Origin of the sequence: Rhodovibrio sodomensis (assembly GCF_016583645.1) — a bacterium.
GTDB lineage: Bacteria > Pseudomonadota > Alphaproteobacteria > Kiloniellales > Rhodovibrionaceae > Rhodovibrio > Rhodovibrio sodomensis.
Genome location: NZ_NRRL01000063.1, coordinates 1 through 24,275, shown reverse-complemented (window position 1 = coordinate 24,275; position 24,275 = coordinate 1). Strand labels below are relative to the sequence as shown.

The 24,275-nt window shown below is 65.6% G+C and carries 34 protein-coding genes; 26 read left to right on the top strand and 8 right to left on the bottom strand.

Translation table 11 applies throughout. From position 1 onward, the window contains the following. Positions 1-11: 11 nt before the first annotated feature. A complete protein-coding gene (locus CKO28_RS17960; protein WP_200342191.1) occupies positions 12-302 on the bottom strand; it encodes a hypothetical protein in 291 nt (96 codons plus the stop codon). A 212-nt stretch (positions 303-514) separates the two neighbouring features. On the opposite strand from CKO28_RS17960, the gene CKO28_RS17955 reads away from it, so the two are divergent. From CKO28_RS17955 to CKO28_RS17925, 7 genes are all read left to right on the top strand, one after another. Further along, a complete protein-coding gene (locus tag CKO28_RS17955; protein WP_200342190.1) occupies positions 515-1,201 on the top strand; it encodes a hypothetical protein in 687 nt (228 codons plus the stop codon). 131 nt (positions 1,202-1,332) lie between these two features. Next, the gene (locus CKO28_RS17950) at positions 1,333-1,794 is read left to right on the top strand and encodes a hypothetical protein (RefSeq protein ID WP_200342189.1); all 462 of its coding nucleotides are present in this window, start codon (positions 1,333-1,335) and stop codon (positions 1,792-1,794) included. 47 nt (positions 1,795-1,841) lie between these two features. Beyond that, complete coding sequence (locus CKO28_RS17945; RefSeq protein WP_200342188.1) at positions 1,842-2,219, top strand: hypothetical protein; 378 nt, start codon at positions 1,842-1,844, stop codon at positions 2,217-2,219. Then, a complete protein-coding gene (locus CKO28_RS17940; RefSeq protein ID WP_200342187.1) occupies positions 2,216-2,422 on the top strand; it encodes a hypothetical protein in 207 nt (68 codons plus the stop codon). Before CKO28_RS17945 ends, CKO28_RS17940 begins: the two co-directional genes overlap by 4 nt. Continuing rightward, positions 2,419-3,138: a hypothetical protein gene (locus CKO28_RS17935; RefSeq protein WP_200342186.1), complete on the top strand. Its 720-nt coding sequence runs from the start codon at positions 2,419-2,421 to the stop codon at positions 3,136-3,138. The genes CKO28_RS17940 and CKO28_RS17935 overlap by 4 nt, the downstream gene beginning before the upstream one ends. Before the next feature lie 89 nt (positions 3,139-3,227). Then, entirely contained in the window at positions 3,228-3,500 is a 273-nt protein-coding gene (locus CKO28_RS17930; RefSeq protein ID WP_200342185.1) for a hypothetical protein, read from the top strand. Between the two features lie 227 nt (positions 3,501-3,727). Continuing rightward, a complete protein-coding gene (locus tag CKO28_RS17925; protein WP_200342184.1) occupies positions 3,728-4,006 on the top strand; it encodes a hypothetical protein in 279 nt (92 codons plus the stop codon). A 28-nt stretch (positions 4,007-4,034) separates the two neighbouring features. Here CKO28_RS17925 and CKO28_RS17920 read toward each other — a convergent pair whose 3' ends face one another. Further along, entirely contained in the window at positions 4,035-4,628 is a 594-nt protein-coding gene (locus tag CKO28_RS17920; protein WP_200342183.1) for a hypothetical protein, read from the bottom strand. Between the two features lie 152 nt (positions 4,629-4,780). On the opposite strand from CKO28_RS17920, the gene CKO28_RS17915 reads away from it, so the two are divergent. The 14 genes from CKO28_RS17915 to CKO28_RS17850 all read left to right on the top strand — a co-directional run bounded on the left by CKO28_RS17915 (position 4,781) and on the right by CKO28_RS17850 (position 15,922). Next, the gene (locus CKO28_RS17915; RefSeq protein ID WP_200342182.1) at positions 4,781-6,586 is read left to right on the top strand and encodes a hypothetical protein; all 1,806 of its coding nucleotides are present in this window, start codon (positions 4,781-4,783) and stop codon (positions 6,584-6,586) included. Between the two features lie 65 nt (positions 6,587-6,651). Then, positions 6,652-6,837 carry a hypothetical protein gene (locus CKO28_RS17910; RefSeq protein ID WP_200342181.1) on the top strand — a complete coding sequence of 62 codons (186 nt, stop codon included), beginning with the start codon at positions 6,652-6,654 and terminating at the stop codon, positions 6,835-6,837. Between the two features lie 9 nt (positions 6,838-6,846). Then, positions 6,847-7,032 carry a hypothetical protein gene (locus CKO28_RS17905; protein WP_200342180.1) on the top strand — a complete coding sequence of 62 codons (186 nt, stop codon included), beginning with the start codon at positions 6,847-6,849 and terminating at the stop codon, positions 7,030-7,032. Beyond that, the gene (locus CKO28_RS17900) at positions 7,032-7,583 is read left to right on the top strand and encodes a hypothetical protein (RefSeq protein ID WP_200342179.1); all 552 of its coding nucleotides are present in this window, start codon (positions 7,032-7,034) and stop codon (positions 7,581-7,583) included. Before CKO28_RS17905 ends, CKO28_RS17900 begins: the two co-directional genes overlap by 1 nt. 40 nt (positions 7,584-7,623) lie before the next feature. Next, positions 7,624-8,547 (top strand): hypothetical protein, encoded by a 924-nt coding sequence (locus tag CKO28_RS17895; RefSeq protein ID WP_200342178.1) that lies wholly within the window; start codon positions 7,624-7,626, stop codon positions 8,545-8,547. Between the two features lie 41 nt (positions 8,548-8,588). After that, positions 8,589-8,957, top strand: coding sequence for a hypothetical protein (locus CKO28_RS17890; protein ID WP_200342177.1), 369 nt, complete (start codon positions 8,589-8,591; stop codon positions 8,955-8,957). A 64-nt stretch (positions 8,958-9,021) separates the two neighbouring features. Further along, positions 9,022-9,396, top strand: coding sequence for a hypothetical protein (locus CKO28_RS17885; RefSeq protein ID WP_200342176.1), 375 nt, complete (start codon positions 9,022-9,024; stop codon positions 9,394-9,396). 87 nt (positions 9,397-9,483) lie between these two features. Further along, a complete protein-coding gene (locus tag CKO28_RS17880; protein WP_200342175.1) occupies positions 9,484-11,274 on the top strand; it encodes a DUF262 domain-containing protein in 1,791 nt (596 codons plus the stop codon). Between the two features lie 155 nt (positions 11,275-11,429). Beyond that, positions 11,430-11,957: a hypothetical protein gene (locus CKO28_RS17875; RefSeq protein ID WP_200342174.1), complete on the top strand. Its 528-nt coding sequence runs from the start codon at positions 11,430-11,432 to the stop codon at positions 11,955-11,957. A 43-nt stretch (positions 11,958-12,000) separates the two neighbouring features. Next, complete coding sequence (locus CKO28_RS17870) at positions 12,001-12,348, top strand: hypothetical protein (protein ID WP_200342173.1); 348 nt, start codon at positions 12,001-12,003, stop codon at positions 12,346-12,348. 136 nt (positions 12,349-12,484) lie between these two features. Further along, positions 12,485-12,934, top strand: coding sequence for a hypothetical protein (locus CKO28_RS17865; protein WP_200342172.1), 450 nt, complete (start codon positions 12,485-12,487; stop codon positions 12,932-12,934). Positions 12,935-13,129: 195 nt separating this feature from the next. Next, complete coding sequence (locus CKO28_RS17860; protein WP_200342171.1) at positions 13,130-13,834, top strand: hypothetical protein; 705 nt, start codon at positions 13,130-13,132, stop codon at positions 13,832-13,834. Positions 13,835-13,978: 144 nt separating this feature from the next. Beyond that, on the top strand, positions 13,979-14,413 hold the full coding sequence (locus tag CKO28_RS17855) for a hypothetical protein (protein ID WP_200342170.1): 435 nt from the start codon (positions 13,979-13,981) through the stop codon (positions 14,411-14,413). A gap of 57 nt (positions 14,414-14,470) precedes the next feature. Further along, positions 14,471-15,922: a hypothetical protein gene (locus CKO28_RS17850; RefSeq protein WP_200342169.1), complete on the top strand. Its 1,452-nt coding sequence runs from the start codon at positions 14,471-14,473 to the stop codon at positions 15,920-15,922. 41 nt (positions 15,923-15,963) lie between these two features. Here the strand turns inward: CKO28_RS17850 and CKO28_RS17845 are convergent, their stop codons facing one another. Next, complete coding sequence (locus CKO28_RS17845; protein ID WP_200342168.1) at positions 15,964-16,479, bottom strand: hypothetical protein; 516 nt, start codon at positions 16,477-16,479, stop codon at positions 15,964-15,966. Between the two features lie 125 nt (positions 16,480-16,604). On the opposite strand from CKO28_RS17845, the gene CKO28_RS17840 reads away from it, so the two are divergent. The 3 genes from CKO28_RS17840 to CKO28_RS17830 all read left to right on the top strand — a co-directional run bounded on the left by CKO28_RS17840 (position 16,605) and on the right by CKO28_RS17830 (position 18,126). Continuing rightward, positions 16,605-17,411, top strand: coding sequence for a putative phosphothreonine lyase domain-containing protein (locus CKO28_RS17840; protein ID WP_200342167.1), 807 nt, complete (start codon positions 16,605-16,607; stop codon positions 17,409-17,411). 122 nt (positions 17,412-17,533) lie between these two features. Further along, the gene (locus CKO28_RS17835; RefSeq protein ID WP_200342166.1) at positions 17,534-17,698 is read left to right on the top strand and encodes a hypothetical protein; all 165 of its coding nucleotides are present in this window, start codon (positions 17,534-17,536) and stop codon (positions 17,696-17,698) included. A 167-nt stretch (positions 17,699-17,865) separates the two neighbouring features. Continuing rightward, positions 17,866-18,126 (top strand): DUF6812 domain-containing protein, encoded by a 261-nt coding sequence (locus CKO28_RS17830; protein ID WP_200342165.1) that lies wholly within the window; start codon positions 17,866-17,868, stop codon positions 18,124-18,126. Between the two features lie 167 nt (positions 18,127-18,293). On the opposite strand, the gene CKO28_RS17825 is transcribed toward CKO28_RS17830, so the two are convergent. The 4 genes from CKO28_RS17825 to CKO28_RS17810 all read right to left on the bottom strand — a co-directional run bounded on the left by CKO28_RS17825 (position 18,294) and on the right by CKO28_RS17810 (position 21,455). Next, entirely contained in the window at positions 18,294-19,142 is an 849-nt protein-coding gene (locus CKO28_RS17825) for a S1 RNA-binding domain-containing protein (protein WP_200342164.1), read from the bottom strand. A 73-nt stretch (positions 19,143-19,215) separates the two neighbouring features. Beyond that, a complete protein-coding gene (locus tag CKO28_RS17820; RefSeq protein WP_200342163.1) occupies positions 19,216-19,731 on the bottom strand; it encodes a hypothetical protein in 516 nt (171 codons plus the stop codon). Between the two features lie 94 nt (positions 19,732-19,825). Continuing rightward, on the bottom strand, positions 19,826-20,956 hold the full coding sequence (locus CKO28_RS29170) for a site-2 protease family protein (RefSeq protein WP_200342162.1): 1,131 nt from the start codon (positions 20,954-20,956) through the stop codon (positions 19,826-19,828). Between the two features lie 193 nt (positions 20,957-21,149). Beyond that, complete coding sequence (locus CKO28_RS17810; RefSeq protein WP_200342161.1) at positions 21,150-21,455, bottom strand: hypothetical protein; 306 nt, start codon at positions 21,453-21,455, stop codon at positions 21,150-21,152. A gap of 377 nt (positions 21,456-21,832) precedes the next feature. Between CKO28_RS17810 and CKO28_RS17805 the strand changes: the two genes are divergently transcribed. After that, on the top strand, positions 21,833-22,612 hold the full coding sequence (locus CKO28_RS17805; RefSeq protein WP_200342160.1) for a hypothetical protein: 780 nt from the start codon (positions 21,833-21,835) through the stop codon (positions 22,610-22,612). Positions 22,613-22,680: 68 nt separating this feature from the next. On the opposite strand, the gene CKO28_RS17800 is transcribed toward CKO28_RS17805, so the two are convergent. After that, on the bottom strand, positions 22,681-23,175 hold the full coding sequence (locus CKO28_RS17800; RefSeq protein ID WP_200342159.1) for a hypothetical protein: 495 nt from the start codon (positions 23,173-23,175) through the stop codon (positions 22,681-22,683). A 160-nt stretch (positions 23,176-23,335) separates the two neighbouring features. Between CKO28_RS17800 and CKO28_RS17795 the strand changes: the two genes are divergently transcribed. Further along, positions 23,336-24,202: a helix-turn-helix domain-containing protein gene (locus CKO28_RS17795; protein ID WP_200342158.1), complete on the top strand. Its 867-nt coding sequence runs from the start codon at positions 23,336-23,338 to the stop codon at positions 24,200-24,202. The last annotated feature ends 73 nt before the right edge of the window (positions 24,203-24,275 follow it).

The following is a 24,275-nucleotide window of genomic DNA, read 5'->3' as shown; positions in this document are numbered from 1 at the left end:
GATGGGGCGGCTTACGCCGCCTTGTCCGCCGCCGTTTCCGATTGGACTTCCTCCGCGTCTCCAAGGAGGTCGCCGAGGGCGTCTTGGAGGGCGTCCATGACCCGTCCGGCGGCCTGTTCGGTGGCGGAGAGGTTCGCGCCGTCCCGAGCCGTCAGCGCGGCCTTGGAGGCGGCCACGAGCGCGTCTTGCATTTGACCGAGCAGCGCGAGGTCGATGTCCGCGTCGGTGCCGAGGGCGCGGTCGCCCGAGGTTATCGCGTCGAGCTTGACGGACAGGGCGGCGATTTCGTTGGAGTAAGTCATTGGGTTTCTTCCATGCCCCGGCGGGGCAGCCTACTGCGATGGTCGGCGTCTTCACCGACAATTCTGTTATCTCACGCGACCGACGGGAGCGCAACCCCTTTCAGAAAGAACATTTCAGAAAATGTCCGATTTTTTGCCTTGTGTTGCGTGGGGTTCGATGGGACATTGGGAGTGTTGAAGTCAGTTGCCCGAACCGGGCAAGGAGCGCACCGATGACCGCTTTGCCGCTTTTCGACGACGCCCCCGCACCTGCGGAACCGCCCAAGCGGAAGAAGACGCGCAAGAGCGCGGCGGACAAGGCCGCCGACGCGATGGCGAACGCCGCCAAATACCTCGACGCGCTGGAGGGCGGCGACGGCGACGGCCTCACGATGTCCGCGGACGAGATGTTCCGGCCTGAAATGACTCGCGAGTTCGGAGACCCGACCGAAGGGCTGACGGACCTCGAAATGATGACGAACGGATATATGGCACTCGAAAAGGCCGTGGAGATGGCCGCCGAGGTCGCGGAAGCGGGCGTTCGGGCCGACCATGAAAGCGGAGAGAAGCCGCTGTGGACGATACGCCTCGAAACCGCCGCGCTGGACGCCGTGGAGCGGCACATAGACGCCCAATCGAACAGTGGCGCGACGGCGGCGGCGTGGCGCGGATGGGTTCGAGCCGTGAACCGGGCGGACGCGAAGCGGGGCGAGGAACTGCTTCTCAACCGGGTTTTGCGCCGCATGTCGCACTTCGCGGCGGAGGTGGGGTGCGACCCGCACCGGAGTCTCAAATGCCCGAAGGGCGTCAGGGCGCGGCACATCTGGGCGTTGTCGAAAATGCGCCTGGATGGCGACGTTCGCGGGGACGATCTGCTGATCGAAAGGGGCGTCCACGCGCCGTTGCGCGAGTTGGAGTGATTTGCGGGACACCCGCCGGAGGCGAGGGCATTCTCCCTCCGGCGGGTTGACAGCACACCGCGGACGTGATACCCATATAATTGGCCGATGGCCTTTTGAAGTGAGTCGCCCCTCGGGGCGGAGGCGTTGAAATGGAACACGAAATCCGACCGTTCTTGCAGCTTTGTCCTACGGAGCCTGAGGCCCCGGACTGGCAGTTCTCGGTTACGGCGAACAGCGACGGTAGCGCGGCCTGCCATGCCCGTTTTACTGGGCGCATCTCGATAGACGGGCCGAACCCCGTCGCGAGGGCGAAGCTGATCCTGGTCGACTTCAAAATTTCATTGAAGGCGAAAGGTCCTGGATGCGTCGACGTCGATAAAGTCGAGGTTGTCGGCTTCCGCCAGCCACCGGGCGCGGAGTACCGGAGCGGCCCCGGAAGACCGCTCGATCCGCACAGCGATTTCGAGGACATCGGAGGATGGCCGGAGGGCATGACCGATTTCATCGAGAGCCATATCGACACCTACGCTTCGAGATGGATCCATTTCCACGACGATTGCCCGGAGACGCTTCGGCTCATGGCCAAAGTGGCGTCCGTGGCGACGGACTAGCCGATTGACGTGAGTCGCCGCCGACTAGGCGGCAGGGAGCTGTAGCGATGCGGCACTTCATCTTGTCGGCGGGAGCGGCCCGGCTTTTGGGCCGCGTCCTGCGGGAGGCCGCGGACGAAGCGGCGACCGCGATGGAGGGGCCGTTCGGCCCGTCCCCCGCGCACGAGATCGGCGCGGCCGTGCTGGAAGAAGCCGCTCGCGCTTATTCGTCGGCGGTCCCCGAAGGAGTCTCCGACTGCGCGGAAGTCCACCTGGTCGCGAACCGCGAGCGCCGCATGGCCGTCCACGAAGTCTTGGCGGCTCGCCTGTTCGAGGAACCCGAACGGACGGCGGCGGACGACAGGTGGCGGGAGATCGAGCGCGAAGCTGACCGGCTCCGTCCGGAGCACGCGGCCGGACGGCCGATGCCGGGAAGGCCGCGATGACCGAGCGGTCCGGCGAAAGGATGATGGCGTCGAGCGAAGCGGTCGGCAACGCAACAGGCATAACCGTCGCCGTCGGATTGGCGATCTGGCTGGACGCCTTGCCGCCGGCGGTGATCTATCCGATAGCGGTCGGTCTCTACGCGTACTTCGTCGGGCGTCCGGTGGCGCGGATGATCCGCGAACGCGGAAGGGGGAGGCGATGACCCGAGAAGCGCCGGATGAAGTCTTGCGACGCAACGCTGAGCGAGGGGAACACGCAAGGCGGGATTTCCTTCTTTACGGGATCGGCACCGCCCTTTTCGCGTTCGGGATCCTGTTTTTCGAATACGCCGTGGACGTTCTCGGAGGCTCGAACCAGGGGGCGCATTTGACGGCCGGGTTCGCTGCCGCCGTTTTTCTCTTGGGCCAGTTCAAGTGGCTGGGCACGTTGAGGAGCGCTTTGAATGAAGTCGAGCCTATGCGCGATGAAGTGAGTTCCGGAAGGTCAAGCGAAATGGCGGGTTTGGAAAGGCAATTGGTCGAGACAGTGCTGCATGTCGGGGCCACGGAGACGTATCGCTCCGGGAGCGTGCCCAAACCGGGCGCTTACGACAGGATGTTCACGCGCACGCCGGGCCTGATTGTCGTGCGTTCTCCCCAGGGCTTGGACGGCCCCGAAGAGATCCGGTTGCCGTGCGAATACCTGATCGGCCGCGATGAGGACGGGGACATAGACGAGGTGCAGTGCGTCGCGTCCGACCGCACGGAGTCTTTCTTTCAGATCGAGCCGATCCAAAGGCACTACAGGTCGCGCGTATCCGCGGTGGCGGGAATGAAGGCCGTAATGGAAGCTGCGGCGGCCGACGTGGGCGGGCAGATCGAGTGCGGCGAAGGGCCGGCGTGCGAGGTCGTCCGCCGGTTCCTGCGCCCGGAGCCATGAAGGTACCACGGGGTCTTGCGAAAAACGCGTATTTGTGAACAATCAAACGACTGGCAACGCCTGTTTGCAGTCCGTCAGGGAGGCTCGGAATGTCCGAGGCGGAAATCGAGGTCGAGTGCTGGGAGCCGTGCGAATGGCATGTGGCTTTCGGGCACGTCGACCCCCTCGACTTCATCGCCGCGCTGAGGCGAGAGCTGTTCATCGACACTTCTCACGAGATCGACGAGGGCGATGTCCGGCACATCCACGTGCGCGAGCTCACGCCGTCGGAGAAGGCGGAAGGCGAACCGGAAGAGCCGGTCTGGACGAGTTGCGAACCCGACCACGCCGGGGCGGTTCCGGTGACTGTGGTCGAGTTCTGATTGACGCGTTTTAAGTCGGGAGAAAGTGAAAATGAAAGCTCTCAAAGCGGTCGCGACGCTGGCGCTTTTGCTGGCCTGCGCTGTCGGGAACTCGCCGGGCGCCCACGCGTCCGTGCCGACGCCCCAGATCGGATCGATGGGGAGCGGCTCGGTAGAAAAGGACTCCACTCCGGCCCTCGCGCCACTTCCGGACGGGGCCAACCAGGCGAAGCGAGGCCGGAACGGCTTTGTCGAGGTCCGTAGACGGCGCGGCAGCCTTTTCAGCACCAGCAGGAACCGCAAGCGACGCGACGGCGGACTCTTCGGCTCCGGATCGAAGAAAAAAAAAGCGCAGCATCCTCGACGACGACTACATCGAGGACGATGACGACGGCTGGTTCATCTTGAAGCTGATCTTGGTTTTGATGATCCTCCTCGTCTGCGCGTTCCTTTACCTCGCGATGAAACTGGAGGATATCCGGGATCACGGGGTCATCGGGGGCCTTTTCGGGCGACGGCGCATCTGAGCGGAACAGCAGGAGGGCGCGGTTCGGCTCACGCGCTGTCGCTCCTGTCGAACTGGCAGAAGGGGTCTTCGTCGAAGGTGACCGGCCCGTACTTCTCGCCGCTTTCCGTGGTCCGATGCCGCGAGGGGGCGTTGTCGGAGGTGTAAGCGCCCGAGACGCGGAAGGAGCCGACTTGGAAGCGCCATCCCTCGGTTCTGTCTCCTTCCTCCTCGTCGTCTTCAGGCTCTTGGACGGCATCCGAAACCGATACCGACAACTTGGCCGCCGTCCGGTCCGCGTCCCAAGCGTCCCGCCAGTGGTCGGCCAAGTCGCGATAGGCGTCGCCAGGCAGAACGAGCCGCAGGCTCACGCGAACGGCCTCTTTGTCTTCCTCCACGGTCGCGGACCCGAATGGCGGCTCCGCGTCGGCGTCCGAGACGCCGACGACCTCCACGTGCGCCGTCGCCTCGCGGCCGCGCAACCAGCATCCGGGGGCGCCGACTAGCGCGGACATCCCCATCCGGCGGCACCACCCGGCCTCGCGCTTCCGAACGTCCGGGTCCGCGGACGCCGAGATTTCCCCCTCGCGGCGCGGACGAAAGAAAACCTCAAGGGTTACGGTTTCCGGGCGGATGCGCGTCATGGCCAGTTCCTTGTTGGACGGGTCGGCTCCAAGGCACCGCACGTGTGCCCGAACAGGGCCCCATATGCAACACGAGGCAATCTGGCCTGGACAGGCGTGTCGCGCGGAATATAATATACACGCGGCTTTTGATTTCGTTTGGGAGGAGAAAAATGGCGATTTCCGACACGACGACCGACGCGTCCAGTTCGACGGAGGCGAAGGTCGAAGAGGCGATTTCCATCGTCTGGACGTACGACGAGGCCAACGCGGAGGACTCTGCCCGCGACGCCGTGCGCGGACTGGTCGAAGGCGGCCTGTCGCCATGGGACGCCGCTAAGGAAGTCGTTTCCGAGGAAGCGTTTCGCGACATGAAGGACGACGAACTGGCAGTGCGCTCGACCAATATCCCGGCGGGGAAAATCGACGGCGTTTACGTGCGGCACAACGTCGGCAGCGATTTGTTCGAGAGCGTGGGAGTGGCGTCCGAGTTGCCGGTCGAACTCGAAGACGGGTCCGAGCACTTTGTGACGATGCAGTTCCGTCAACAGTTCCGGCACCTGCAAGACGGCGACTTCGAGCAGGGCGCGGTGGCCGCCAAGGTCATCGGCGGGGATGGCCATTCGCTGCCGAGCGCACGCAAGGCGGCTATCGAGCAGTACCTGAGCCCGCAGGGCGTCAGCGAGAACCTAGGGCGGCAGATGTTGGCGATGGCGGGGCGACACGCGGAAAAGCACGGCCGAGAGGTCACTGGCCAAGCCGCGGCGTTCGAACACTCGCCGCAGCAGCCGCACCGTTCGATCGACACGATCTGTGACGACAACGGCCGTCCCTGGGGCGTCGTAACGACCGGCCCCGGTTTCGTCGCCGGCAAAATGCTTGAGGGCGCCAACCCCGGGTCCGGCAGAGACGACGACGTTCGTAGCCCGGGCGACCTGCTGCCGCACATGCTTGCGGCCGGCGAGAAGTTCCAAGAGCCCGCAGTGTTGGAATCTTACGCACGTCGCAACGGCAACGAAGTCGATAGCGACAACCTCGCTTTTGTCTTCACGGAGCCGTGGGCCGTAGGTCCGGACTGGGACGGCATGGAGTGGGTGTCGAGGGAATATGGTTCGGTCGCAGACTTCAATCTCGCGAAAGAGGGCCACGCGCCTAATCGTAGCCACCTTGAGAACCTAATGGAGCGCGCCCACGACCAGGCCATGCACATGGAGCTCGGGAAGGGCGCCGACTACGACTTCGACAACACCGTGTTCGCCCCGCACACACCCAAACACCGCCCGACCGACAGCCCGCGCAACATCGGCGACCACGCGGCGAACACGGGCATGGACGTATTCGGTCAAGCGACGGCGGCCGTTCTCAAGGGACACGACCCGCTCGGTGGGAAGCCGACGCCGACTCAGAGTGCCGCCTACGAGATCAATGAGGCGCTTACCATCGGAAACGTCGGCGATCTCGACCCGAAAAAGATCGAACAAGTGGGCATGGCGGCTTGGCAATCGACTGGCGATCCGGCCTTCAAGGCCATGGCGCAGCCCCATTTCGAAGACGCCCGCGCCGGAGATCGGACCGACGATCCGATGAGGAACGTCTTCGCCGGCGGGGTCGCGCGGTTAGAGGGGGTCGCCAAGGCCGCGGTCGATCGGCTTCAGGCGGACGTCGATGCGGCCGAAAGCAATCAGGAAGCGGCCACGCTGGGTTGGCGTCAGGCGCAGATCGACCAGATGAAACACATGCTGTCCGATCCGGGGCAGCCTCTCGGCGCGTCGTTCTCAGGCAAGTTCGCCATCCCCTTCGAGGACGCCCTCGACATCGCGGCCAAGGGGCGGGACACCATTCCGGAAATCGAGCACAAAGCCGCCAGCCGGACTCTCGGAGACTTGAAGGTTGGTCCGCGACGCGAGCCGGAGCCGAGCGACTGGGACATGGAGGACAAGGAGCCGATCACTCCTCGTCGTTTGGGCATGGACATCTGATCGACGTCAGTCGGCGGCGGGGATGTGCCCCGCCGCCGCTTCGCTCACCCGAACCGGAGAAGCGCATGACCGCACGCGACAACCCGAAATGGGCCGAGAAACTGGAAGAGCGGCATGGACACCACGTCCGCGAGCTTCGCTCCGAAGGGCTGGACGGCCTGGCGGACGTTATCGAGGCCGTGTCCGACGGGCCGGACCCCGAAGAGATCGATCTGGACGCGTTCACCGCTCCGAAACACCCTGGCTCGTAAGGAGGCGGCATGACCGAAATGGAAGCGCGCCTGACGCCCGCGCAGAAGAACAAGTTGAGCGCGGCCCGAGACCGAAGCGCACGCCGCCTCAGGGAAGCGGGGCTGCTCGCCGCGGCTGCGGTAATCGAAGCTCGTCTTCGCGGAGACGAGCCGCAAGAGATCGATCCCGCCATTTTCGCAGAGGGGGATGCCTAATGTACGGCGTGGACAACAACTGGCTGCAAGGCGCGCTCATCGGCCAGAACTTCGCCATGGGGCGCGAGCGCGCGCAGCACCGGAACGACGTCGAGGCGCTTTCCGGCGCGGTCGCGAGCGCGGCGGCGAAGATGCGCTCGGCCCAGAGGGCGCGCGACCGGGCGATCCGGGACCGGGACGTCGCGCAGGAGCGCGAGTCCGAACTGTCCAGCCAACTTTTCGCCGAGCGTGAGGCGAACGCGCTGAAAGACTCGGAGATCGCCCGCCTGAAAACCGAGAACGAGCGCCTCCGCCGCGAGGCCGCTTTCGAGCGCTGCGCCGCGCGGGGCTACGAGATCCTGGCCGCGGCGATCGAGCGCAAGGCGGTGACGGACGAGAAGCACCGCCGCGCTCTAGACATGCCGGTCGAATGCCCCTTGACCGGCGACCTTGTGCCGCTGCGGAAGCAGATGGTGTCCAACGCCATCCTGCTGGCCGGCGCGGAGGAGGGCGTCGACGAGGCCGCCCTGCGCGAATGGCTGCTTTCCCCGACGGGCCGTCGGCAGGGTTGAAATCGCGCCGTTTTTCTGATAGAATATACGCGTAGACCCGTTGCAGTCAGTGCCCGCGAAGGGCCGAAGGTGTCAAATGCATTCGTACAGGCATCACGGCGCGAAAGTCCGAGACCTCGGAGAGGATGCGCCCGTTGTCATCTGGGATGACCAGAACCGGATCGCCCAGGCGGCCAAACAGGTCGCGCTGGACGACGGAGAAGTCGAAATCCGCGTGACGCTCGGGATCGCCGCCGCGTTGGATCCGCAGATCGTCCCGCCGGGCGGTTTCGACCCCGGCGCTCTGCGCTTCGGCGGACTCGAAGTCGCGATCGATCCGGACGAGCGCGCCCGGGTCGGAATGGACCAGGCGTCCGCTGACCAGTTCATCGCGCAGATTTCCGATGCGTGCCGGGACAACGAGGAAAAGGCTTTCGCCGAAGAGCAGGCCGAACTCCTGCGCGCGGCGCTGGCGCGGCTCATGCGGGTGATCGGCCAAGAAGGCGAACGCCCGCAGCACGAAAACCTCCAGATGTTTTTCGACGACGCCGCGGAAAGCCAAGACGCGGACGCGTTCTGGTGGGGGCAGATGCATTCCGGTTACGGCGTGCAGATTTTCGATCTGACGGCGATCCGGGAAGACCGCCTCCACGAGGCCGTGGCGCGCGTCCTGTCCGAAGCTGTCGTTTGGCTCGACATCGGCGAGGGGACCGGGCGCGACGCGGGCGCCAGCTTGTCGCTTTGGTGCGACGAAGAAGGCCGCAACGCCGTCATCTCGGTCGAGTACGCGAAGCAGGTCGCCGAGGGGCTGGCGGCCGAGAGCTTGACCCCGCTTTTGTGGTGCCGCCTCAACCTCGGCGAGGGCGACGAGGACTACCGAAAGGCGGTGGCCGATCTTTTCGAAGACGCCAAAAACGCGCTCGAAGCCCACCTCTCCGGAGAGGACGTTCACGTTCCCGAGGAAATGCCCACCCTCCAAATCTGAGGCGCGACATGTCGGAACGGCTTAAGGATCGCATCCTGGACATGAACATCGCGAACCCGGAGTGGACCGCGCCGCAGATCGCCGCGGCGATGGGACTCCAGCGCGAACTTGTCTTCACGTACGCCTGGAAGTACGGCATCGAACTCCCGAAGGCGAAACCGGGCACGAAAGCGGATCCGGCGAGAACCCGAGCGATCCGCCGGATGCTTCAGCGCACGACCCTCACACATCGCGAGATCGCAGAACGCGTCGGGTGCAGGCAGCATCATGTCCGCGAAGCCGTCCGCTCGGCGAAGAAACGGGGCGAAGACCTATCGACGGACGCCAGATACCGGCTCGTCGCCATGCAGTCAGTGAAAGGGAAACGCAATGTCCGCATCGACCACGGCCACCGCGACCGGAGAACTTGAAGGGGCGCGTGACGCCCTCGCCCGCGGGGACGCCGAGAACTTCTTGAGACATTCGGACGGCGCCGTGCGCTCTATCGTCGGCGACGGCGACGCGTTTTCCGACCGCATGGCGCGCAACCTCCTGTACGCGACGTGGATCGGCCTGGTCGGCGACTGCATGGCCGAGGCCGAGCGGGCGGAGTTCGAGGGGCGGTCGCCGCAGGTCGAATGGCCCACGCTGGACGACCTCCGCGCCGCGGCTTCGGAGCGTTCTGATCGCCTGATCCAGCGCTTGGAGACTTGGAGCGCGCAGATTTCGGAGTTCGGCCGGCATCCTCGCCATTCCGACCGCGCCCAGGCCGCTTTCCTGAAGGTGCTTCTGCTGGAGCCGGAAGTGGCCGTACCTGGCGCGCAGGAGGTCGTCGCGCGGGCGTTCAAGGGCCGCAAGCAAAAAGGATAGCGTTCGGAGCCAAGGCTTCGCGAAGGGGGTCATTTGAGTAGCCGGAGGCGTGGGGGGCGCTTCCCGGCAGTCCAGGGAACCCCTGCCATGGAGACGAATATCCTGACCATCGAGCAATTGCTGTCGGCAAAGCGCCAGTGCGTCGCGCCCCTGTTCCAGCGACCGTACGTCTGGCGGGAGGAAGCCCAGTGGCAGCCCCTGTTCGAGGACATCACCCATCTCGCGACAGAACTCGGAGAGGGGCGCCAGGTCCACAAGCACTTCCTCGGCGCCATCGTCCTGAAGTCTCTCCGGGCCTCCACTGGCAAGATTCCGAAGGCGCTCGTGATCGACGGGCTGCAACGGCTGTTGACGCTTTCGGTCTTTCTCGAAGCCCTTCACGACCTGTGCGCGGAGCGCGGAGAGCACGACCGCGTGGCGAACATCCGGCCCCTGATCCGGAACGAAAAGCCCCCCACCCCCGAGGATCACTTCGAGTTCAAGGTCTGGCCGACGGACGCCGACAAGCTGCATTTCCTGAGGGTCACGCAAGCGCGCTCGCCGGCGGAAGTCGAGGCCGCTCCGTCGGTCCCTCGTGACTCCGAGAAGGCGTCGAAGCTGGCCGAAGCCTATCGGTTCTTCCATCGCGCCCTGAGCGACTGGATCGACGCCGAAGGTCCGTCGAAGGCTCCTGAGCGAGCCAAGCTGCTCTACATGGCGGCCGCCGAAACGATGCGCTTGGTCGTGATCGACCTGCATGACGACGACAGCGAACAGGCCATTTTCGAGGCCCTGAACGGACGCGGGACACCCCTGCTGCCGGCCGACCTGATTAAGAACGACGTCTTCAGGAAGGCGATCCAGGAAGAGGGCGACGACGCGGCAAGGGAGCTTTACGCCGAGTGCTGGCGGGAGTTCGACGTCGATCAGGAGTTCTGGCGCGACGACGTCGGGCCGGGGAAGCACGCCCGGAAACGCGTCGAGCACTTCCTGAACCACCTCCTGGTGGTCAAGGCGGAGCGCACGGTCAGATCGACCGAGCTGCACCTGGAGTTCCAGCGGCTGCTGTCCGGAAGCGACAGGTCGGCGCGCGACTGGGTTCGTGAGATCAGGCGGTACGCCGATCTCTACCGAAGCTTCGAGGACGACGGCCTTCCGCCGCGGCAGGCGCGGTTCTTCGGTCGCCTCCGGGACATGGAGCAGACGACCTTCTACCCGCTCTTGCTCAAAGTGCTGGCCGAGCACGGGCACGACCCGAAGACGGTCGAGGCGGTGATGGGCGACGTCGAATCTTTCCTTGTACGACGGCTGGCGTGCGGGCTGAAAAAGCAGGGATACGACCTGATCGTGCCGGAACTTGTGAAGTCGGTTAGCGGGGCCACCGAGACGCTCCCGCAGCGACTCAGGCGGCACTTCGAGCAGACGAGCGACGACCGCTTCCGCTGGCCGTCCGACGCGGAGTTCGTCCGTTCGCTGTCGCAGGCTCAAGTGGACACGTGGCGCACGCCCCGACAGGCCATGCTCTTGCGCGCGATCGAGGAGCATCTGCGCCCCAAGCACTCCGAGGAGATCCGCATCGGCGGCGAGCTTCAAGTCGAGCACTTGATGCCGAAGAAGTGGCGCGAGCACTGGCCGGAGGCCGACGACGAGGAAAGGCGCAACTTCGCGTTGCGCACGCTCGGGAACCTCACGCTCGTCAGCGGCGGCCTGAACCGCTCGATGAGAAACGCGCCGTGGGCCGAGAAGCGGTCGGCGCTGCACGACCACAGCAGCCTTCGGCTCAACCGTGAGCTTCTCGACGATCCTCGTTGGCGCGACCGATGGGACGAGGACTCGATCTTCCTGCGCGGGGAAGCCCTGGCCCAGACGGCCGCCGGCATCTGGCCGAGGCCGTTCTGAGGGTCATCGACGCGTCGGCGACTGGACCCCGGGGAGGCAACTCTCCGGGGTCATTTTTATGGTTGCGCGCGAGACTCGTCCGTGCGATAGTGTGAATGTCGGAAACCCCGACGCATCGCAGTGTGTAGCCCCGGACGGGGCGAAGGACAAGCCAAATGGCCCATTTCAACCATGACAAGCCGATATGCGTTTCGCTCGACGAAGGCGTCTCCGGGATCGCGAATGCGTTGACGGCGCTCGCGAACGAGGACCGGATCCGACTGCTGCCATTCTCGGTTGACACAGGAGAGGCGTTTGAGATCGTCGCCCGCAGCGAAAGCGAGAACCGCGTCGCGCTCAGTCTGGAAAGCGGGGCGCTGAAAACCGGAGACGCGGCGTTCCGGCGAGAAGTCGCGAGTTTGGGACGAGACGCCATACTAAGGGCCGAAGACGCCGTCGCTTTGGAGCACGGGGTGGCGGAAGCTTCGGTTTCGGCCGCGCGAAAGGACGCGATCGACGGTTGCGTCTTGGACGGTTACGAGGTCGAAGGCGCCAATTATCTCCTTGAGCAACTTGGCCGAGAGGAAGTGATCGACTGGGTCGCATGCGCCTGGGTCGCCTTGGCCGCCGAAGAGATCGGTGAGACGATCGCCGAAAACGGAAGTGGGATCGCGTCGGAAATACTGGACGCGGTGGGCGCTTAATCCTTTTCGAGTGTGTGGCCCCGCCGGGGCCAGGAGAAAAACGATGAGCCGGATTGACCCCATGACCCTTAGAGCCGATTTCGACCGCGCGTTGAGCGAGGTGACAGGCGCCGCCGTGCTCGCCGCCACGGCAGTTGGGGGAGAGGCCCCATCGGGCGTCACCGTCGCCCTGACTGCCCGGAACGGCGGATACGAGGCGGACGTGCGCCTGATGGCTGACCCGGAAGCCGGCACGGTCGTCGAGACCGGGCGCGGCATGCTCGGGTGCCGGATCGCGAACCCGCAGTCGCGCGTGGAACTGAGAGCCGCGTGCGACCGTCTGCTGCGGGAGTACATCGCGATCGAGGAGTCGGCGGCGTCCGGCGTCGAAACCGGCGCGCGAGCCGTCTGACGCTTGAGGGAGCGGCGTCTGCGGATACAATCCGAGGCGCCGCTCCACGCATGCCACGCGATCTCTCTTGGCGACACGCGGAGGAACCTTGCACGATGGGTTCCCGCGCCCCACGACAGCAAAAGGGAGCCATCAAGTGGAAGACGCCTTGGAGGGCGACGGCCCGTATTTCGCGGTCGTCGCGTGGTCCGTCCACGAGGACAACCTGCATCTCACTCCGGAGGGCGAATGGACTCCCGACCACGAACGGGCCGCGCGTTTCGAAGACGGCTCGGCTGCGGTCGGTTTCGGTCGCCGTAGCGATCCGCCGAAACCTGTGGACGACCCGGAACTCGACTTCGATGAGACCCTGTGGCGCGTCGAAGTCCATCGATGCGGCTGGGAGGTCGTCGCCCACGCCCCGGGGCCGCGCTCCGGGCGCGCCTGGTTCTGGACGGGGCGACAATGGGGCGGGATCGACTATGCCGTCGTCTGGAGTTCGCGAGCGCGCGCGGAGGCCGTTTTGGCTCTTTTGCCCGACCCGCCGAGGCAAGATTGCCAAGTCCGTGTCGGGTGGGGCTCCACGCCGTCCGAATGGCGCGTCTGAAGATTTTCGCGAGAAAGGGGCTTGCGCCCGCTTATGTTCCGTGCGATACACAATATATCGGCATAGACGCCGACGGATAGGAGTCAGTCACCCCATCGGGGTGAAGTTCACGGTCCCCCCGAGGGTTTGCCCGAGCAGGGCTCATACCGGGTTAAGGCCCGGCTATCGGAAGTGGGATTGGAAGGACCGTGAATCATGTCCGAACTTCGGGATGTCGCCGAAAACGACTTGATCGAGACCATCGAGGTGGAGGCGAGCGCCCCCGCGGGGCGAGGCCGTAGGCGCGGCGCGGCATCGGAACCTGCGCTTCGCACTGTCGCGACTTCGCGCGGCGTCCGGGATGCTGTCCGGGCCATTCGCGAAGCGATGAAGGTCGGGGACGAACAGGCCGTCGAGCGCGCGATGGAGGCGTGGGCGGCGGCCGACCGCAGGGTCGAGGTCGTTCGCCAATCCTCGCTCGGCGAACAGTTGCAGCGCCCGGAACTCGGGTTCTCGCGGCATGGGCCGGGCGACCCCTTCATTTACCATTTCTGCGACAGCCTGTGCTCGAAAAGCGAGCGAGCGAAAGCCGCCCCCTCCGGAGACAGGGCTCTGGAGCGGATCGAACTGGCAGCGCTCACGCATTCGCGCATGCTGGAGCGGGGAGCGACGCCGCATCGTCTGGTGAACATTGTCGCGGATCGCGAAGGGGGCCGGAAGATCGTCTTTCGCCTGGATCCGGGCGAAGCGGCCTTCGGCGACATCAAGGCCGCTTTGAAGGAGGCGGGCGCGAAGTTCGACGGCGGCGCCAAACTCTGGGTATTGCCGGAGAGCGAGTCCAGCAAGGCGTTGGCGCTCGCGGACGAGTGGCGGTTCGCGGAGTTCCACACGCTCGCGATGGAGCGATGCGGCGCCTTGTAGCGGCGCGCGCGGTCGGCGCGGGTGTCGCCGAAAAAATCGCGCTGCGGCCTTGCGTATACACACAAGGCGTGCGATAAGAGTGTTGTCGGCAAAAACCCCGACGCTTTTGAGTCAGTGCCCCTATGGGGCAAAGGAAGCTCCGAGATGAAGGTGAAGATTTCCGAGGAGAACCGCGAGAAGGTCGAAAAGCTCTTGGCGGACGTGAACGGCAAGGCGAAGAAGCACACCTTCCGCGGCTACTCGCAGATCGAACAGCTCGCGGAGAGAGCCGAAAAGTCGCTGATCGATTACGGGGTCCCGCAAACCCGTCGCGCTGGCGCCGAGGTGTACGCCCTGTCCGGCGCGCCGGATCATTTCCCGCGAAGCTACAACGGCCAGCCGATCATGAACGGCGTCCGCATCCGGAGAGGGCGAGACGCCTGGTTCATCGTTCATCTGGACGTGGGGCCGCGATACGTCGGCCCGGGCAACGAGTCCGATTTCCCGGGCGTCCTGATCGGCGAGGAGCAGGCCGAGTCCGCCGAGAGAGCGCGACGCCAGAACTGCAAGATCAAGGTCAGGCAGCCTGAAGGCGCCTGAAAATCGTCGTCGGGGGCGGGCAGAAGCCCGCGGGCCCGCAAGCGGAGAACCGAAGAGATGACTGACAACACAGAACCCGCGCAGGGAACGGAAAGCAAGCTGAGCAAGGACCTGGTCGCCTTGGCGATCGCGCGCGTCGAACTGGAAGGGGCCACCTTCCAGCAGGTCGCGGCGGAGTTCGGCGTGCATCCGAAGACGGTCTGGAACCGCCTGTCGAGCGAGTCCATGGGCGTCGGATGGAGCAGTCCCGGCGTGGACGGCGTCCCCGCCAGCCCCCGCCGGACGGCCCTCGAAAAGATCCGCGACGGCGCTTCCTTGGAGGAGGCCGTGTCCGCGATCAACGGCGTTACGGCGGACGACGTGCTCGGCAGCGCCTGGGATCAGTCGATCAAGCCCGGGCCGGACAAGGATCCCGAGGTGTCCCGCGCGGCCGACCGCGCGCTTTCGGAGAACCTCGACGTGGACCGGCTCGAACTCCCCGCCGGCGTGAGCGCGCGGGCAGTTCGGCGAGCGATCGCGGACCGAAAGTCCGACGGGGGCGTCCGGCTCTTGGAGCGGGTTCGCCAACGCCACGGCTACGACGTCGACGAGCTCGCGCGCGCGATCGACCTTCCGGTCGGGGCGGTCCGGCACGCCAGTTCAGGGAAAACGCCGGTCACAGGCAAGCTCCGCGACCGCCTGGAGGCGCTCGACCGTCTCCAGGCCGGCGTCGCTCCCGAGAAGGCCGCGAAGAAGATCGCGCCGGCTTCGGACTTGTTCGACAGGATGGCTATGCTGTCGCACTTGGACATGGCCCGCTTCGTCGGGGGGCACCCGAGCCGGCTGTCCGATCAGAGCAAGCGCGGCCACGTGATCGCGGTCCACCGCGGCAATCGCGCGTACTACCCGGAGCGTCAGGTCGACACTGAAGGCCGGATGCTTCCCGGCGTCGCGAAGGTCTTGGCCGAAGCCGGCGGAGACCCGGAGGAGGCGTGCCGGATGATGTGGGACGGCGAAGCTTGGCTCCCCCCGCGCGAGGGTCACGGTCTCGTGTCACGGGAAGAGATGATGTCCCTGATGGGCGTCGATCGGGCGCGCCTGGTTAGCTTGCGCGACCAGGGTATCGTCATCGGGCTTCAGGTGTCCGGTCGCGTCCACCGCTATCCCGTGTGGCAACTCGACGCCAAGGGCCGCCCCCTGCCGGGCGTGAAGGCCGCGATCGAGGAGGCCGACGGCGACCACATGCTGGCCTACCGGCGCATTTTCGAAGGGCGTTCTTGGATCCCGGACGCGGAGACGCCTTTTCTGGATCAAGACGAGATGGCGGCACGGTTGGGCGTGTCAGCGGACAAGGTCATGGCGCTTCGGCGCGTCGACGGCGAGTTCGTCGGGGTCCGGGTCCAGCACCACTTCATCCTCTTCCCCGAGGCGCAACTGGCGCACCCCGAGATCGCCAAGGACTGCGTGGCCGAGGCCGGAGGCGACGATTTGGAAGCGTGCAAGCTGTTCCTGGAGCGTGTCGGGGCTTAGGTCGAAACGCCCCGACCGACCTGAGGCGGCTGTCGCCCGGCTCACGCCTCGTCGGCCTTGGACGCCTTCGAAGCCTCTTCGACCCGGTCGGAAGACAGGTCGAGCAACGCCCTCAGGAACGCGTCGGCTCCGTTGGCCCGCCAGGCGATCTTGATCTCCGCGAATAGCCCGCGGTGACAGTCGCGGGGTCGCCCGACGCCGTCGAACAAGACCTCGACCGACCCGCGAGCGCCGAAGTCGGCGACGGACAGCACCTCCCCGGGAACTGGCACGGACCCGCTTTCGGCCATCATCTCGTGAAGCCTCAGCAGGGCGTCTTCCCGGGCGAAGTGAAGGCGCGCGTGAACGTCGCCCGCGTCGGAGACGACTTCCTGAAGCCCTGTGTCGTCGGTGATTTCAACGCGCCAGACGCGGGTGCAGCCGACCTGCCTGAAGGTCTTGGCCTCTTCGACGAGCTTCACCGCGGCCCAGTGGTGCCGTCGGGACCATGGCAGGGCCACGCCGACCCTGTCAGCTGTAACCACGTTGCCTGCCGCTACATGCGCGTGGACCCTCATCCCTCTCTCCCCGCTGACTGCAAAACGCCTGCTGCCTTGAGCGACCACGTTCCGTAGGGTGGCCAATATCGTTTCAATTTGATATTCTACGCGTCGTTTTCAATGCGCAAAAGGGGTTTGTGGGCATGCGGCCTTCCGAGGAGACCGACAAGGACTGGATCTTCGCCCGTCGAGAGGGGCGGGAGCTTCCCGCCGGTGCGTCTGAGGACACGATCGGCAAATGGATGGTTTTCGCGCGGCCGGAGGACGTCGATCCCTTGTGGGACGCGATCGCGCGCGACGTCCGGGCGGGCGAGCTCGCGAAACACACGCTGAACGCCAAGGTGAGCACGGCGGCGCGCGCCGGGGCGTACGACGACGAGCATCACGTGATCTGCGTCTACACGGCGGACTGGCGCAAGACCGGAACGGTGCGCCATGCCCATCGGGCGCTGCGGCGCCTCGGGGTCGATTGGACGATTTTCTACAAGACCAACGCGCAGACCGAGGCCGGGGTCTACTCCGGCGGCGGTCGGCGGTCGTACGTGTACCGGTCCGAGCAGTTCGACGAAGACTTCCATAACGTGCCGCTCGAAGAGGTGTTCTCGACGGACCGCAGCACTCGCAACCTGGCGCTCGCGAAGGTCGGGCATCGCCTGGGCGTTCGAGGGAAGCCGACCGAGGCCGTGGCCGTGATCGCCGACGGAGATTGCGAGTTCCGCGGCGAGAGGGGGCGTCACCACCGGATCGTGCTGCCGAAGTCCGAAGAGGCCCGCGAGAGCTTGAAGGCGATGTTCCCGCGCGATCTCCTGACCTTCGACGTCGACGCCAAGCTCTGGATCGCGCACGAGTCCGTCGATCAGGCGGAAATCCACGCGGCCCTGAAGCGTCACGTAGAGGGCGCTGCGGCGTTCCGCGACGGGAAAATCTCGCTGGTCGCCAAACCGGGCTGACCGCTCCGAGAAAAATCAAAAAAATCCGCCTTGCGCGAGTTGACGCGACACCCGGCTCGTGATACCCCTGAAACATCGAAGGCTTTTGCAGTCAGTTGCCCGACCGGGCAAGGAGACTTTCGATGATCGACGGAATGCTGGATATGCTGGACGCCCAGGTGGACGACATGGAGGAGACCGACCCGATCGCCGAGGCGTTCGGGTCGAACCTCGGCGACATCCGGGACGACGCTGCCATGCAGCACGAGTGGCGGGTACACGGTCGGTTTCGCACGGAATACATCTGATGCCTCCGCGCGCAGCCAGGCTGGCTCAGCCCAGCGGTGGCGCGATCGGTGCTTGAGGCGCATCCTCTTCGGTCGAGCGCTTCGACGCTGGGCTTGCGGTTGTCTTTCGTACGGCTAAAATGGCGCGTATCGTCCATGTTGAGCGCGATTGTCAGGAGGGTCAACAAGTGAGCGACACCGGCGCCGTCATCCCCAAGCAACCGGTCCATTGCCGGGTCGTGCTGAAGGGAGGTGAGACTCTGCGCGGAACGCTTTTCGCGCGACCGGACCAGCGGATCACCGACATCCTGAACGACAGTCGCGATTTCTTGCCGTTTGAACATGACAACGGCGAGTTCGAGGCGCTGTCCAAGGGCCTCATCGATCGCGCCAAGCCGGTTAACCCGCAGAAGGCGACCCAGGTTTCCGAACGGCATCAGGCGGCCTGACCGGTCTCCAAGACCGAGCGGATATTGCGATTGATCCGAGTTTGAGTCCCGATTCGTCGGAGCGATACCGAGTCGTTTATCCGGCCTGACTGAGAAGGCGGCTCCAACTGAAAAGCCGGCGGCCATGCCAGCCGCCGGCTTTATCTTTGCGCACCGCGCCGAACCGGTCAGATCGGCTTCGCCGCCATCCGGCGCCCGCCGACGTCCAGATGCGTCACCTCCACGTCGAGCTTGGCGCCTACATCGAAGGCGTCTGCCGGCATGTCGCTGGCGGCGATGACCTTCCGATGGACCAAGGCGTCGATCTTACCGGGCAGACGCACGAAAGCGCCATTTCGGTCCTTGCGGACCACTTCGCCGACGTGGGCGCTGCCGACAGGATGCGTCTCGCCCGCGCGCTTCCACGGATCCTCTTTCATCCGCTTGAGGGACAGCCGAACCCGTTCGGCCCGGACGTCGATTTCGACGGCCTTGGCGGCGACCTTCTGGCCCACCTGGAGGTAAGAGAAGGGCTCCGCGACGTAGCACCACTCGATTTCCGAGACGTGGATGAAAGCGTCGAAACACGGGAGCACCTCGACGAAGACGCCGTAGCTCTCGACGTGGCTGACCGTGCCCTCCACGACATCGCCCCGCTTCAGGCGCCCCAGGAACCGCTGCCGGTCGTCCTTCGTGAGCTCGCGAACCGCGCCCCACCGGGAGAAAAGGTAGGCGGGCGTGCCGTTGTCGCGCTTCTTGCGATCGAGGACGAAGACGTCGATCGGATCCCGGAAGTCCTCGGCCTCCGAATCGACATCGCCCACGTGGTTCCAGGGGATAAGGCCCTTCACGCCCTCGACGTCGACGACGACGCCCCGCTCGCTGACGCTGTGCGGGACGGCGGTCACCATCTCGTCGTCGAGCATGCAGCGGTCCAACCACTCTCGAACCTCGACGGGCGGCCGCTTGCCGGTGTTCTCGTCGGTCAGGCTCCGGAACGCGTCGAGCACGTCGTCGCCGACGGTGTTCGTGGACATTTCCTTTTTCCCCTTCCCGCTTCTACGGGAACAAAACCTCTTGCGCCGCGGCCTTCTGCCCGCGGCTTGGACGTCAAGACACGCTCTGGCGACTCTTCTGCCGCCCAAAACGCCCGCTGCGCTCGCGAGCGTTCAACGGTTCTCCGTTCTCTCCCCGACCGTCGGCCGCGAGCGCGCGCTCGATCGCGCGCGGCGTCCCGTCCAGCCCGGCCATCGCCACGACGTCGACGCCGGACCGACGGGCCAGGTGCATGCCGCGCTCAAGCTTCTCGACCGCGTGCTCAGACCCGGTCTCGACCTCGAACGTTTCTGCCAGATGCAGCCGATGAGCAGAATGTTCCGCCAGGATCTCGCCGATCCGCGCGGACAGCTCCTCGCGAACCCGTCCGGTGTCATCGCAGAAACCGAGGTAGGCGTCACGGAGGCGCATCAGGCGACCGCCGATACGGCTCTCGTCCAGCCGGCCCTTGCTCGTGGCCTGGTGGACGGCCTCCTTGGCCAACCACTCCACGGCCTTGGACTGGTGTACGGTCCCGCTCTCCAGAAGGCGCCGGCGCTCCGGCGCGAGTTCGTCTTCGCTCAGCAACATGTCACTCACTCCAATGTTGGCCACGTCCCGGCCACTGACTGCATAGCGTCAATGGTATCACGCTACGGGTGTTGCGTCAACTCAACGTCGACACTCACCGGTCGAGAAAGCTCAGGTCCGTCAACGCGGTCATCCAATCGCCCGGCACGGCCGCCGAGAACAGGCCGAGGAAAGCCGCGCAGAGGGCGACGTAGCCCAGCAGAGCCAGGGCGGCTCCGCCGCGGGACATAGGGAGTTCGGGCGGACCTTCTTTGAGGAAGCGCGAGATCGTCTCGATCACGCCGACGGCCACGATCACGTAGAGGGCCAGCCCGCCCAGATGCCAGATGCCGAAGGCGAGAGCGGCGACCGAAGCCGCCATCACCGCCACGACGGCGACCTTCGAGCGGGTCAGGGAAGCCACCGCCGATTTCAGGACGCGCCCGCCGTCGAGCGGGAAGACCGGCAGAAGGTTGAAGAGGTTGACCACGCACAGCATCGCGGCCGCCATCGCGAACAAGTCGACGCCTGTCGCCCAATGCGCCCCGAGCGGAAGAATGACGGTTCCCAACCCGAACACCGGCCCCATCATGGCGATCTCGTACTCGTCGCGCTGCGACAGAGTCACGTCCGTTTCCTGCCCGCCCACGGCGAGACCGCCTACGAAAGGGATCATGTAGACGCCCTGGACGGCCATCCCGCACCGGCGCATCGAGAAGACGTGGCCGTACTCGTGGACCAAGATTCCGATGACCAGAGCGGTCGCCAACGGCCAGCCAAGGACTAGCGAGAAAGCCGCGATCGAGACGGGCACCAGCGCGACTTTCAGCGCCTTGGGCCCGTAGTCGTAGCGCAGCCGGACCGGGAAGGAGCGCGGAGCGCCGGCTTGGGCCTCGCGACCGCGTTGGAGCTTGAACGCCTCCCAGAAACCCACCCCGTCCCGATTGCGCACGGTGTATGCCGTGTATGCGGCGGCCAACACGGTGACCCACGCGGTCCCGCCGATGTGGAGACCGAACCCGCCGAGGAAGAGCGCCAGCAGCGCCCAAAACGGAAAGATCACGATCCCGAAGATCCATGCCTCGACATAGGCGGATGTGGGAGCCGCCGATGTTGGGATCGCGGCCGCCTGGGCCTTCGAGAACAGGCTTGCCGTATCCCAACCGAACGCGTTCGCGACATGGCGTGAAGCGAACCGGACCCCGTTCGACGCGATGAACGCGTACGCGGCCGCTCCCGCGACCACGAGGACCCCCCCAGTAGCTTGGCGCCGCCGGGAGCAGCGCGTAACGGGCGACGCCCAGACATGCCGCCGCGGTTGCCGCCAGCGACAGGACGCCAATAACCAGGCTCCCGATGCGCTTCATTGGATTTAGCCCCGCGACGGAGCCGGTTCCGATCTCACTCACTGCAATCCCCTCCTGGTTGGCTGGCTGCGGTCACAGGCGAAAGGCTCGCCCGTCCGGCTCCCCGATGCGGCCGTCAGCGGCGTCCTTCAGGATCGCCGCGAAGTTCGGCAGGTCCCTAAGCTGGAACGGCAGCTTGAGCACACGGGACACTTGCTCTTCCCGGGCGTACGCGGATGCCACGAGCGCGCGTACGCTTTCCCGGGAAAACACGATCTCGGTTCGGATGTACGGCGCTTCGATAGCGCACGGTTCTTTCTCCCGGCCCTGCTGGGCCAGGATCCTGCGGCGCGACGCCTCCTGCGGGTCGCTGACGATCTCGACGTACCAGGCGGCCATCGGCTCATTTCCCCTTCGGCAGCAGCGCCTTCCCGCACGCGACCGCGCACCGCCACAACCCCCAAACCATGAGGCTGGAGGCCATAACCAACGCCGTGTCGCACGCGGCTTGGGTCGGCGTCCTGACGCATAGAAGCGCCAAAGCCGCGACGCCCGAGAAGGCGAGCGGCCAGAACAACGGCGGAAAAAGGTTCGCGCCCGCGCCATGCGGGTCGGCTTCGCTGTTTCGTTTCACGGACTTCACATTTCTGACGATATGGTGTATATTATATACATCAGGCGGCTTTTCGCAAGGCCCGCCTGGGCCGTGTGAGAGGGAAACAATATGAAGTCGGGCGTCCGGATCGGGCGCCTTGGTCAAAAAGGAGCGTATCCTAATGCGCAAACAACGCCTGATGTCCGCCGCCGCCCTGGCGGCTTTCTCTGTCGTCGGCCTTTCTGCCTCGCACGGCCACGCGAACGAACCCGTCACCGCCGAACGGTCCGGCCTGACGCCAGTGGCCACCGGCGAGCCGGTGAATGTCGCCAGCCACCATTCGACCACGGATATCACCGGGCACGGCCGGATCGCGACGAAGCGCGCCCGCGTGGAGTATCGTCGCATCGGTCGAACCGACGTCGACCACCTCGTGGTCGCGCTCAACCGCGGCTGGGTCACGCAACACGGCGACCCCCTGGTTCACGCCGACGTACACGATTACGCGTGGGCCGCTTTCGGCGAGGGGACGTCCGTCGTCTCTCTGTACCGGCCCGGATACTCCGGCGACAACGGCATGAAATCCATCTGGACTGGCGCGGCGGCGAAGCCCGAACGGGCGGAAACCTCCGCTCTCGTCGAGGCGATCCACGAAATCGCGGACTATATCGGGCCATCCCGAGTCACGGTGGTGGGCTTCGGCCCCGGAGGCGCTGACGCCGCCGGTCGCGTGGGGGACGAACTCAACGACGTGCGAGCGATCGGTATCACCGGGAACCGGGCGTTGGAGTCCGGAGAGTTCGCGAGCGACAAGGCCCGGGCCGGACTTTCGCTGAGCGAGGCCCGCCACGAGGCCATCATGGCTGAATGGGAGGACAAGCGGCACTCCGTGCGCCGGCACCCGGAAATCTACGGGAAGGGCGTCGTCGTTGGCGGCTCCGGCATCGGCGAAGGCAACTGAACTCCGACGTTTCAGGAAGTTTTCGCGCGAAAGAGGGTCGGCGCTCCAGGGCGCCGGCCCTCAATCGTTCAGCCGGTGGCCTTCGGTCGCCAGCAAAGCCAAGCGACGAGCCAGACGGTCGCGAACGCCGGAACAACGACGCCCCAGGAGCCGAACTCGACGCCCTGGAACGCCGCCCGCGCGGCCACCAGCCAGTAGGAAAGCTGCGGAGCGCAGAAGGCGATCCCCGCGATGAGGAGGACAGCGCCCCGCGACGTTTTTCCGTCCCGAACCATCCGGTTGGCCCACGACCCCACGAAGAACGCCGCGAGCAACGCGAAGATGAACAGCGGCGCGTAGGTCGGCGTCCATCCGCCCGCCACGTGTTCGAGCAGCGGCGGCAGCGGATCCGGCGTGAAGACGTCGAACCCGGCGGACACGTTAGAGCACCAGGCGCTTTCGCACCCTCCATCGACCAAATAGGCGTTCTCTCCGACTTTGTGCGCGGGGTTGCCGTACTCGTCGACGTAACGCGCGCCGTTGTCGTATCTCAACTCTTCGGGCAACTCGTAAACGTCCGGCATTTTCGCCTCCGGCGACCGACTTCAATATCTCGAACAGATCGTATCACCAGGCGGGTGTGGCGTCAACCCGGAGCGGCCTGACAACGACTTGAGAATACACCGGCGACGTGATACCTTGCAGGCGACTTTTTTTGTGCAAAACGGCTTCAGGCGAGGTGACATGGCCGCACACGGTCAAGCCGAACTCGGCCCGAGCTTGTCCGAAATCGGGCGACGCCTGGTCGATGATGGCATTTCCTGGGAGCGGGCGAGCCGCGAAGCGGGCTGTTCGCGTAACACGCTGATCCGGCGATTGCGCGAAATCGGCTGGACAGGCGAGGGGCCTCCCGCGGAGGGGAGTCCGATGGCCAACGCTGCCGCGCGTTTGAAAGCGGGCGAGTCCCTGGCTTCCGTGGCGGAGGACATGGGAGAGACCTCGGCGGTTCTCGTTCGCAAGCTGAAGGCCGTCAACGCCGACTTCATCCCGCAACCGAAGGCGCCGGAGCGTTACCACTCCGATCTCTCCAACCTTCTGTCGGAGGCTTCGAGCGCGAGCGCCGCCGATGTGGCGTCGCGGCACGGCGTGCCGGAATGGGCGGTGTGGCACCACCTCGCCGAGGAGCGCCGTCGAGCGACCGCGCCTTTCCGGGACGCCATAGATCGGTGGCAAGAGCTTCACGGGCTCGACAACTCGGCCGCCGCGGCGGAGCTGGGCGCGCCGTCCGGCGTCGCGTTCAGGAACTGGCGCAGCGGATCCGCGTTCCCGCCGAGTTCGGCTGTCGAACGCCTGTGCCGGGACCTCGGCATTGACGACCCTTCGCGCGTAGACCCCAGGGCCGGGTTGGCCCAGGAGCGCGAGGGAGCCCTCGCCCGCCAATCCAAGGACATCAGGGCGTGGCGGGAACGGTTCGGCCTGAGCGCCAAGGCTGCCCGCGAACGGTTCGGTTGCTCGAAAATGACTTGGTGGCGATGGGAGAACGCAGTCGTGCCGGCGAATGCCGGCGTCATGGAAAAGGTCAGGTCGGAGCTGCGGGGGGAAGCGGGGTGACCCCCTCCGGAACGGGGTACTGGCGGGGCGCCGGAGGGGGTCACCCCGCTTCCCCCCGCAGCTCCGACCTGAC